At 57.3% G+C, this 9356-nt stretch carries 11 protein-coding genes and 1 pseudogene; 11 read left to right on the top strand and 1 reads right to left on the bottom strand.

Features of this window, described 5'->3' with window-relative positions; translation table 11 throughout:
* Together AAC035_RS14105 and AAC035_RS14100 are read left to right on the top strand one after the other, a co-directional pair.
* Positions 1-425, top strand: a pseudogene (locus AAC035_RS14105) (SCO family protein); the annotation flags it as partial.
* A 165-nt stretch (positions 426-590) separates the two neighbouring features.
* A complete protein-coding gene (locus tag AAC035_RS14100; protein WP_339805217.1) occupies positions 591-1058 on the top strand; it encodes a TlpA disulfide reductase family protein in 468 nt (155 codons plus the stop codon).
* Between the two features lie 46 nt (positions 1059-1104).
* On the opposite strand, the gene cadR is transcribed toward AAC035_RS14100, so the two are convergent.
* Positions 1105-1506 (bottom strand): Cd(II)/Pb(II)-responsive transcriptional regulator, encoded by a 402-nt coding sequence (cadR, locus tag AAC035_RS14095; RefSeq protein WP_008173755.1) that lies wholly within the window; start codon positions 1504-1506, stop codon positions 1105-1107.
* Between the two features lie 97 nt (positions 1507-1603).
* Here cadR and AAC035_RS14090 point away from each other — a divergent pair, with 97 nt between their 5' ends.
* The 9 genes from AAC035_RS14090 (at position 1604) to AAC035_RS14050 (ending at position 9270) form a co-directional block, all read left to right on the top strand.
* Positions 1604-2500 (top strand): cation transporter, encoded by an 897-nt coding sequence (locus tag AAC035_RS14090; RefSeq protein ID WP_339805215.1) that lies wholly within the window; start codon positions 1604-1606, stop codon positions 2498-2500.
* Between the two features lie 3 nt (positions 2501-2503).
* A complete protein-coding gene (lspA, locus tag AAC035_RS14085; RefSeq protein ID WP_339805214.1) occupies positions 2504-3016 on the top strand; it encodes a signal peptidase II in 513 nt (170 codons plus the stop codon).
* 99 nt (positions 3017-3115) lie between these two features.
* The gene (locus tag AAC035_RS14080; protein ID WP_058089838.1) at positions 3116-3754 is read left to right on the top strand and encodes a peroxiredoxin; all 639 of its coding nucleotides are present in this window, start codon (positions 3116-3118) and stop codon (positions 3752-3754) included.
* Between the two features lie 108 nt (positions 3755-3862).
* Positions 3863-5860, top strand: coding sequence for a heme lyase CcmF/NrfE family subunit (locus tag AAC035_RS14075; RefSeq protein ID WP_058089887.1), 1998 nt, complete (start codon positions 3863-3865; stop codon positions 5858-5860).
* A complete protein-coding gene (locus AAC035_RS14070; protein WP_011784902.1) occupies positions 5857-6381 on the top strand; it encodes a DsbE family thiol:disulfide interchange protein in 525 nt (174 codons plus the stop codon). Before AAC035_RS14075 ends, AAC035_RS14070 begins: the two co-directional genes overlap by 4 nt.
* Complete coding sequence (locus tag AAC035_RS14065; protein WP_011784903.1) at positions 6372-6860, top strand: cytochrome c-type biogenesis protein; 489 nt, start codon at positions 6372-6374, stop codon at positions 6858-6860. The genes AAC035_RS14070 and AAC035_RS14065 overlap by 10 nt, the downstream gene beginning before the upstream one ends.
* A 2-nt stretch (positions 6861-6862) precedes the next feature.
* Complete coding sequence (gene ccmI / locus AAC035_RS14060) at positions 6863-7747, top strand: c-type cytochrome biogenesis protein CcmI (RefSeq protein ID WP_169054510.1); 885 nt, start codon at positions 6863-6865, stop codon at positions 7745-7747.
* A 39-nt stretch (positions 7748-7786) separates the two neighbouring features.
* Positions 7787-8602 (top strand): prolipoprotein diacylglyceryl transferase, encoded by an 816-nt coding sequence (lgt, locus tag AAC035_RS14055; RefSeq protein ID WP_339805207.1) that lies wholly within the window; start codon positions 7787-7789, stop codon positions 8600-8602.
* The gene (locus AAC035_RS14050) at positions 8599-9270 is read left to right on the top strand and encodes an isoprenylcysteine carboxylmethyltransferase family protein (protein ID WP_339805205.1); all 672 of its coding nucleotides are present in this window, start codon (positions 8599-8601) and stop codon (positions 9268-9270) included. Before lgt ends, AAC035_RS14050 begins: the two co-directional genes overlap by 4 nt.
* The last annotated feature ends 86 nt before the right edge of the window (positions 9271-9356 follow it).

Here is a 9356-nt window from a genome sequence, read left to right as displayed (position 1 = left end):
CCGGGGTTGAAGAAGAAGGGCTGAGTGAAGAGGTGGTGTTCATCACCATTGCCACTGATCGCGAGGATATTGCCGGTACCCGGGACAACATGCGCGCGTATGGCGACAATTTCGACCTGAACCCCCGCAACTGGCAATTCCTCTACCGAGCCAGGATGGAACCACCTGAACTGACACCAGAACTTGCTAAAGCCTACGGCGTTCAGTTCAGGGATACGGGTGAGGGTGTACAGGTCCATGGTGTGGTAACCCACGTGATTGACCCGGAAGGGCAGATGCGGGCCCGGTTCCATGGATTGAAATTCAAGCCTGAACACCTGGTGACCTACCTGACGGCCATTGCCAAAGGCCCCAACGCGGCAGCCGATGATGGGTTCTGGGGCCGACTGCACGGGCGAATTGAAGAGCTGTTACAGAGTGAGTAACGCGTGGGGCACCATGCCGGCAACAAACCGACCACTGTAATCAGGAGTAATGTCCAATGAGTCACCAGCGCATATCTGCCGCCCCGGGGAATCGCCGTAGTCCTTTTCGCGCTTGCTATTTCCATAGCCGCTCCAGTTATGGCTGCAGGGAAGGTTCCGAAGTCCGTGGGGCCCCAGGGGTTCCTGATCTGGGAGTCTCCTCGCACTCTGCCCGAGCTGGCTTTTCAAGACGAAGTCGGCAGGCCGCTGACACTGGCTGACTTTAAGGGTAAGGCGATATTGCTCAATATCTGGGCGACCTGGTGCCTGCCTTGCCGTGAGGAAATGCCGACGCTGGACTCACTTCAGGCTCAACTGGGCGGCGAGCAATTTGAAGTGGTCGCGCTGTCCGTTGACCACGCAGGCATCAGTGTTGTTGAGAAATTCTACCGGAAAACAGGCATCCAACATCTTCGCCATTATATTGATCCGTCGACACTGGCGACCTCAACACTGGGCATAGAAGGTGTTCCTACAACGCTGCTGATTGATCACGACGGTCGCGAAATTGGCCGTCTGGTCGGTGCCGCGGAATGGGACAGCCCGGCCATGGTGGATTTGATGACCCGCACCATTGAAGGGGTTCCGGACTGACTGGATTTACGCAATTGAAAAGGCAGGTGCGTAATGCTTCAAGCTACTACTGCATGCTTCCTTCGCTGAGCCCTTCGAGAACCCCACAGGCCTCAATTTCCCGATCATCGTTACAACTCGCTCGCAGCGACACAAGTTGTTTCTCCAGTACCTGCAGATCGGTTATCTGAGACCGTACCTGAGCGATGTGATCATCAAGCAAGGTGTTGATGGCCCTGCAAGGCTGATGGGGCGCGCCCTGATAACGCTGTAACTCGTGAATTTCAGCGAGTGACAGCTCAAGTATTCTGCAGCGCCGGATGAAGGCCAGTCGCTCAACATGCCGTTCAGTGTAAATACGGTAGCCGTTGTCCTGACGATCCGGCGGTGGTAACAAGCCCTCTCGCTCATAGAAACGGATGGTCTGGGTGTCAACCCCTACGGACCGCGCCAACTGACCAATGCGCATCGGGTGTCTCCTCAACAAATGGTATCTGCTCTATTGACCTTATAGTGGCTATATGGTTTTAAATCATAATCCGACAATACGCAAGTGGAGCCGTATCATGAGTAAATCCTGTGAAGACGCCTGTGGCTGCGACACAACACCCGCAGAGGGTAACACCGGGTCGAAGGCCTCTGAAGCGTCCGGCAACTGGATCAGTGTGTATACCGTACCGAAGATGGATTGTCCTTCGGAGGAACGGATGATTCGCCTGGCCCTGAACGGTTTTGAAGACATTCGCGGGCTGTCCTTTGAGCTGTCTGATCGGCAGTTGAAGGTTGTGCACGATGGCGAGGCTGAGCCTATCACCGCGAAGCTGGCGACCCTCGGGCTGGGAGCTTCGCTTCAGGAAACGGCCGCTGCCGACCCTGAATCAATCAAGGCGCTCGGGGGTACGGCTATCTCGGCCGAGCAGGAGTCCGGCACCCTGCGTTGGTTGCTCGGTATCAATGCCGTCCTGTTTGCGGTGGAAATGACGGCCGGCCTGATCGCCCAGTCTACCGGACTGATTGCAGAATCCCTGGACAATTTCGCCGACGCGGCCGTGTATGGGCTCGCCCTGTATGCGGTTGGGCACAGCGTGAAAATGCAGGTGCGTGCGGCGCATCTCGCGGGCGTACTCCAACTGATACTGGCTGTAGGCGTACTTGCAGAGGTGGTGAGGCGCTTTGTCTTCGGCAGTGAGCCGGAGTCGCTGGTAATGATGGGGATTGCGTTCATTGCATTGATCGCCAATACCACCTGTCTGCTGCTGATATCCAAACATCGGGAGGGTGGGGCGCACATGAAGGCGAGCTGGATATTCTCAGCCAACGATGTGGTCATCAATCTGGGGGTCATTACCGCTGGCGCCCTGGTCGCGTGGACTGGCTCCAATTACCCGGACCTGATCATCGGCAGCATTGCGGGGGTTATCGTACTCAACGGGGCCAGGCGCATCCTGGCGCTTAAGGGTTAAACAATGTCCATCGTTACCAAAAAACTCTTGCCGTATAGCCTGCTGGCGATTTCGGGCCTGATTGCGGCATCTGATCAGGTTGTAAAATGGCTGGTCCAGCAGTCAATGGCGTATGGCGAATCGATTCCGGTGACCCCGTTCTTTAACTGGGTTCATGTCTGGAACACCGGCGCCGCATTCAGCCTGTTTGCCGATGGCGGAGGTTGGCAGCGATACTTTCTTATCACAATCGCGGTAGTTGTCTCGATTGTACTGATCGGGCTGATTCTTCAGTGCCGCCGCAGGGGAGAAGCCATCGCGTACAGCCTTATTCTTGGCGGTGCCGTGGGCAACCTGATTGACCGGATATTTCGTGGCTATGTTGTGGATTCCTTTGATGTCTATTGGCAATCCTGGCACTGGCCAGCCTTTAACCTTGCCGATATCGCCATTGTGCTGGGCACCGTGCTTTTCCTCTATGTCAGTTTCATACCCGAAAAATCGGGCACGAACGTCGAGCTCGATGGATCAGGCTAAAAAACATCTGACAAACGCCTTGACCTTAAAGTTGACTTTAAAGATATCGTCTGTACTGACGAACCGAGAACGACAGCCAAAGCAAAGGAGAATGAAACGATGACATTGCAACTTGGAGAAACCGCTCCCGATTTCACCGTCGCATCCACCGAGGGAAACATTCAGTTTCATGAGTGGCTGGGAGACGACTGGGCCGTACTGTTTTCACACCCCGCCGACTACACCCCCGTCTGTACCACAGAGCTCGGTGCCTTCGCGAAGCGTAAGGACGAGTTCGCCAGTCGCGGTGTGAAGCTGATCGGGGTATCTGTCGACCCGCTCGACTCCCATAAAGACTGGGCGAAGGATATCGAGAAAACCCAGGGCAAGGGGCTCAATTTTCCCCTGTTGGCAGACAAGGATCAGGTGGTTGCCGACCAGTACGGAATGATCCATCCAAAAGCCGATCCCAAGGTGACTGTTCGAACGGTATTCATTATCGATTCCGCGAAAAAAATCCGTCTGATGCTGACGTATCCGCCCAGCACCGGGCGCAATCTGGACGAGATCCTGCGCGTCATTGATTCGCTCCAACTGACCGACAACCACAAAGTGGCCACGCCGGTGGACTGGAAGAATGGCGAGGATGTGATCATCGTTCCGTCGCTCTCCAACGAAGAGGCCAAAGAGCGCTTCCCCGACGGATGGGATGAGCAGACACCGTATCTGCGCGTTACCCGCCAACCTGGTCGGAAGTAATAGAGAATTCGTCAGCTGGCCTTGTGGCTGGCTGACGAAGCAATACCTGAGAAACCTTCACCGATAGGTTCGGTCATCGCCGAACCCGCAACCGAACACGGCCCCGAAATGCTTACCCTGACAATCCCTGAAGTTGGTCTCTTCGCGTTATTGATTGCACTTTGCCTGTCGCTGCTTCAGGCGACCGTGCCCTTGCTGGGAGCCGCCACCCGGCGCCCGTTGTGGATGGCATTTGCAGAGCCCATGGCATGGGGGCAATTTGTTTTTCTACTGGTTTCTTATGCCAGCCTGACCGCCAGTTTTCTTCTGGATGATTTCAGCGTGGATTATGTGGCCCGTAATTCCAACTCGATGCTGCCCTGGTACTACAAGTTCACCGCCGTCTGGGGCTCTCATGAAGGCTCGGTGCTGTTATGGAGTCTGATTCTCAGTGGCTGGGGCTTTGCCGTCAGTCTGTTTTCCCGCCAGTTGCCACGGGATATGCTGGCACGGGTTCTGGGAGTTCTGGGTGTCGTCAGCGCAGGGTTCCTGCTTTTCATCGTCGTTACGTCCAGTCCCTTTGATCGCCTGTTGCCGGGCATGCCAGCCGACGGTGCCGATCTGAATCCGTTGTTGCAGGATGTTGGCCTGATCATCCATCCGCCGATGCTTTACATGGGCTATGTGGGTTTTTCAGTGGTCTTTGCTTTTGCCATCGCTGCGCTGATCGAAGGGCGTCTCGATGCGGCCTGGACGCGCTGGGTTCGGCCGTGGACCAACATTGCCTGGGCCTTTCTGACCCTCGGCATCGCTCTGGGTAGCTGGTGGGCCTACTATGAGCTGGGTTGGGGCGGCTGGTGGTTCTGGGATCCGGTGGAAAATGCATCGCTCCTGCCCTGGCTGAGCGGGACAGCGCTGATACATTCACTGGCGGTCACGGAAAAACGCGGCACGTTCAAGAGCTGGACGGCACTGCTGGCGATTTTCACGTTCTCACTCTCGTTACTGGGCACCTTCCTGGTGCGCTCAGGGGTACTGACCTCGGTTCATGCCTTTGCCAATGATCCATCTCGGGGGCTCTTCATTCTGGCGTTGCTGGGAATAACGGTCGGCGTCTCGCTTTTGATCTTTGCGCTACGGGCGCCGCGAATGAGCGCCAATGCGGGCTTTAGCTGGCTTTCCCGGGATGCTCTGTTGCTGATCAACAATATTTTGCTGGTCATCATGACGATCACGGTCCTGATGGGCACCCTGTACCCCTTGATCCTGGATGCACTCGGGCTGGGCAAGGTCAGTATCGGCGCGCCTTACTTTAATAGCCTGTTCGTGCCACTGACCGTCATGCTGTGTGCCTTTATGGGGCTGGGGCCGGTCTCACGCTGGAAGCAGATGCCCGGTCGGGAGCTGTTCCGGCGACTACTGGGGGCGGGCTTGGCCGCACTGGCGATTGCGATATCGATACCGTTTCTTTACAACGGCCAGTGGAATGTCGCCGTGGCGCTGGGGATGGTGGCGGCCCTGTGGGTAGTACTGGCGTTGGTGCGCGACCTGTTTGATAAAGTCCGCAATGCGTCCTCTGCGCTGTCCGGATTGCGTAAGTTGACCCCTTCATACTGGGGCATGGTGGTCGGCCACGTGGGCCTGGCCGTCACCATCGTGGGCGTGGTGATGGTGTCGAACTACGCCATGGAGCGTAATGTGCGGCTTGATATCGGTGAGCAGGTGAATCTGGGCGGGTACGATTTTACGCTGACCGAACTGGGCGAGCGTCGGGGGCCCAACTTCCTCGCCGATACGGCGACCATCGAGGTTGCCCGTGAAGGCCGGATTGTCACCACCCTGTACCCGGAGAAGCGCCTGTACATTGCCCGAGGGCAGCCGATGACCGATGTCGCACTCGACCCCGGCCTGTTGCGGGACCTTTACGTGGCCATGGGGGAGGAACTGGACGACGGCAGCTGGGCAATGCGCCTACAGGTCAAGCCATTTGTACGCTGGCTTTGGCTGGGTGCGCTGCTGATGGCCTCCGGGGGCGTGCTGGCCGTGGCAGACCGTCGCTACCGTCGCCGCCGTGCAGCCGCAGCTGACCGCGAATCGATGAGGCCGGCACGCGAGGTTCGCGCATGATGCGTCGCCTGTTGCTGCTGCTTCCGTTTGTGGTGTTCCTTGGCCTGGCCTTCTTTTTGTACCGGGGGCTTTCGCTGGATCCCAGTGCTCGCGAGTCAGCCCTGATAGGCCAGGCGTTTCCCGCGTTCACGCTCCCGACGCTGGAGGACCCTGATACCGAGGTGGATGAATCCCTGCTTCGCGGGCAGATATCTCTGGTCAATGTCTGGGCATCCTGGTGCCCGACCTGCAAGGAGGAAATGCCCCAGCTACTGGCGCTCTCCGAGCGCGGCATTCAGATGGTGGGCATCAACTATAAAGACGCCCGTGACCTGGGGCGACAGTTTCTCGAAGAGTTCGGAAAACCTTTCGAGGTCAACATCTTCGATCCTGCCGGTGACCTGGGTTTTGAAATTGGCGTGTATGGCGTGCCCGAAACCTTCCTGGTCGACGCAGACGGTATCGTTCGATACAAGCACGTTGGGTACATAACGCCCGCCCAGGTGGATGAAGTCATGATGGAGGTAGAGAAATGGCGCTAACCCTGAAGATCCGTTGCTGTGTGGTCATCGTGCTTTTGATGGCCTCGTTCCAGTCGATGGCGGATACGGCAATTGATGCGCGTCATTTCGAGGATCCGGTGATGGCGGAGCGTTATCGCGACCTTACGGCGTCATTGCGGTGCCCTAAATGTGATGCTCAAGCCATCGACAGCTCCGATTCGCCGGTGGCGGCGGACATGCGGGAGCGGGTAGCGCTGATGCTTCATGAGGGGCGTGCGGATAAGGAAATTCTTGATTTCATGGCTAATCGTTTTGGCGAGTTCGTTCTTTACAATCCGCGCCTTGACGGGCGCACGTGGCTGCTTTGGGCATTGCCGGCAGCGCTGGTAGCAGGAGGCGCCCTGGTTGTGATTGCCTTTGTCCGGGCACGCAGGCACCGGCGAGTGCGGCCGCTCTCCGAGGAGGAGCGTACCCGCCTGTCCTCTTTGATTCATCGTCATCGTGAGAGGTCGGAATGACTATGCTCTGGTTAAGTATCGGCACACTGTTGCTTATAGCGCTGTGGTTCCTGAGTCTACCGTTGCGAAGAGCAAGGGCGATCCATGACTGGCAGCAGCGGTTTGAGGCCGATGATCACGCTGAGGCGCAAAACCTGGCCGTCTATGAACGCCGGCTTTCAGCCCTGAAAAGCGCCCGCGATCGCGGCGAGATTGACGTCGCCCGTTTTGAAGAAGGCCGCCACGAGCTGGACCGCAATCTGCTGGAGGACACCGAGGCCCATCGCCGAATGCCTCTCAGGCGCCCCCTGTCAGGACGTTTGATGATTCCACTGGTGATAACGGCAGTCATGGCTGCCAGCATGATCGGCTATCGATGGCTGGGTGCCGATGGCGATCTGGCGCTGCATGCCGCCCAGCAGGACGTGCTCAACACGCCCGGTGCCTCAATGAAAACCCTGGTTGGTCGGCTCGAAGAGGAAGCCGGGACTCAGCCGGATAATCCCAAGGTCTGGTCCTTGCTGTTTCCGCTTTACCAGAAGATCGGTCAACCGGGTCAGGCGATTGACGCCCTGGAACGACTGATCGAACTGGAAGGCCGCAGAGTAGATCTTCTGGCCCAACTGGCTCAGATAAAATTCTTTGTGGCCGGGCGCAGCCTGACCGATGAAGTGCATGCGCTGATCGACGAAATACTCGACAAGGATCCACGTGAGCCAACGGCGCTGGGCATACTGGGGGTCGAGGCCTTTGACGACGGCCGCTATGAACAGGCGATCAATTACTGGCGCCGGGCATTGGCGGGCTTCGGCGATAACGAGTCCGCACAGGCCATGCGCAGCGGTATCGCTGTTGCCAGGCAACGATTGGAGGAGACAGCCAATGGAGCGGAACGTGTTACTGATTGAAACCCTAACGCACGTTCACACACGAAATCAGGGAAGCTTATGCTTCAGTATCCTCAAATCGACCCGGTAGCCATTGCACTGGGCCCACTGAAAATCCATTGGTACGGCCTGATGTACCTTGTCGGTTTTCTCGCGGCCTGGTGGCTGGGGCGTCGTCGGGCTCATCGACTCGGGTTGAACGCAGACGCTGTTGAAACATTGATTTTCTACTGCGCGATGGGCGTCATTCTCGGTGGCCGCGTCGGTTATGCGCTCTTCTACGGTTTTGACAAGCTGGCAGACAATCCGCTTTGGCTGTTCAAGGTCTGGGAAGGGGGCATGAGTTTTCACGGCGGCTTGACCGGCGTCCTGATTGCAGCCTTGGTCTTCGCCCGCAAGCAGAACCTGCGTTTTTTCCAACTCACGGATTTTATAGCGCCACTGGTGCCAATTGGCCTGGGGGCGGGGCGCCTTGGCAACTTTATCAACCACGAGCTCCCGGGGCGGGTCAGCGACGTGCCCTGGGCCATGGTGTTCCCGAATATGGGGTCGGCGCCACGTCACCCGTCGTCATTGTACGAGTTTGCCCTGGAAGGTGTTGTGCTGTTTGTAGTGCTGTGGTGGTTCTCACGCCACCCTCGTCGGATGGGCGCAACGTCCGGCCTGTTCCTGTTGCTCTACGGAATTTTCCGTTTTGCGGTCGAGTTTGTTCGCCTCCCCGACCCGCAACTGGGGTTCATCGCCCTCGGCTGGGTGACCATGGGGCAACTGCTGACCCTGCCGATGATCCTTGGCGGCCTTGCATTAATTGCCAGGTCAAGACGTCAACCGATCAATAAAGCGGAGGTGGCGACAGCCAGGGAAAACCTAACATGACAGAAACTATTGGTCATTCGGGAGCCTGGGGCATAGCGGCGATCATGATCGTGCTGATCTCCTGGGTCATGTATCGTTGGCTCGCTCCCAGAACATGGCAGGAGTGGGGCAGTGCCGGGGTGGTGCAGGCGTTCATAATCGCATTGTATGCGGAGATGTACGGCTTCCCTCTCACTGTCTATTTGCTCGTGCGGTTCTTCGATCTGGACGGTAGTAACCTCAGCGCGAATCTCTGGTCCTCGCTGCTTGGTGTCGGCGAAGTGGGCATGCTTATCTCAATGTTGCTTGGCTATACTGTTGCTGTGATTGGCATCGGTATTTTTCTGCAGGGATGGCGCGAACTTCATCGTGCACACCAACAAGGGCGTCTTGCAACGAATGGGCTCTATGGTTTGGTGAGGCACCCGCAGTATACGGGCCTTTTTCTCATCCTGTTCGGGGAGGGGATTGTGCACTGGCCGACGCTGTTCTCCGTCAGTCTGTTTCCCATCATTGTCCTTGCCTACAGCTTGCTCGCACGGCATGAAGAGCGACAGGTCATTGAGCGGTTCGGTAAGGAGTACCGGGCCTATCAGCAGGAAGTGCCAAGGTTTATTCCGCGATTGAGCCGACTCACAAAGATCATCGGCAGGTCCAGCTCAGGTTTGGGCAAGACCAAGAAGCCTTAGCCGTAGGTGATGCACGGGCTCTCGTGAACTGTCACTGGAATATCACTGCCTCCCTGGACGAGGGGGATCTGATGTACATGCCCACC

The sequence above is a fragment of the uncultured Marinobacter sp. genome (assembly GCF_963974375.1).
GTDB lineage: Bacteria > Pseudomonadota > Gammaproteobacteria > Pseudomonadales > Oleiphilaceae > Marinobacter.
The sequence above is the reverse complement of the archived record's forward strand: the minus strand, read 5'-3'. Positions and strand labels throughout refer to the sequence as shown.

What these genes read in the sequence shown, in the direction of transcription:
- cadR (WP_008173755.1), bottom strand. Translation starts at nt 1,506, where the DNA reads ATGCGCATTGGTCAGTTGGCGCGGTCCGTAGGGGTTGACACCCAGACC.
- AAC035_RS14090 (WP_339805215.1), top strand. Translation starts at nt 1,604, where the DNA reads ATGAGTAAATCCTGTGAAGACGCCTGTGGCTGCGACACAACACCCGCA.
- lspA (WP_339805214.1), top strand. Translation starts at nt 2,504, where the DNA reads ATGTCCATCGTTACCAAAAAACTCTTGCCGTATAGCCTGCTGGCGATT.
- AAC035_RS14080 (WP_058089838.1), top strand. Translation starts at nt 3,116, where the DNA reads ATGACATTGCAACTTGGAGAAACCGCTCCCGATTTCACCGTCGCATCC.
- AAC035_RS14075 (WP_058089887.1), top strand. Translation starts at nt 3,863, where the DNA reads ATGCTTACCCTGACAATCCCTGAAGTTGGTCTCTTCGCGTTATTGATT.
- AAC035_RS14070 (WP_011784902.1), top strand. Translation starts at nt 5,857, where the DNA reads ATGATGCGTCGCCTGTTGCTGCTGCTTCCGTTTGTGGTGTTCCTTGGC.
- AAC035_RS14065 (WP_011784903.1), top strand. Translation starts at nt 6,372, where the DNA reads ATGGCGCTAACCCTGAAGATCCGTTGCTGTGTGGTCATCGTGCTTTTG.
- ccmI (WP_169054510.1), top strand. Translation starts at nt 6,863, where the DNA reads ATGCTCTGGTTAAGTATCGGCACACTGTTGCTTATAGCGCTGTGGTTC.
- lgt (WP_339805207.1), top strand. Translation starts at nt 7,787, where the DNA reads ATGCTTCAGTATCCTCAAATCGACCCGGTAGCCATTGCACTGGGCCCA.
- AAC035_RS14050 (WP_339805205.1), top strand. Translation starts at nt 8,599, where the DNA reads ATGACAGAAACTATTGGTCATTCGGGAGCCTGGGGCATAGCGGCGATC.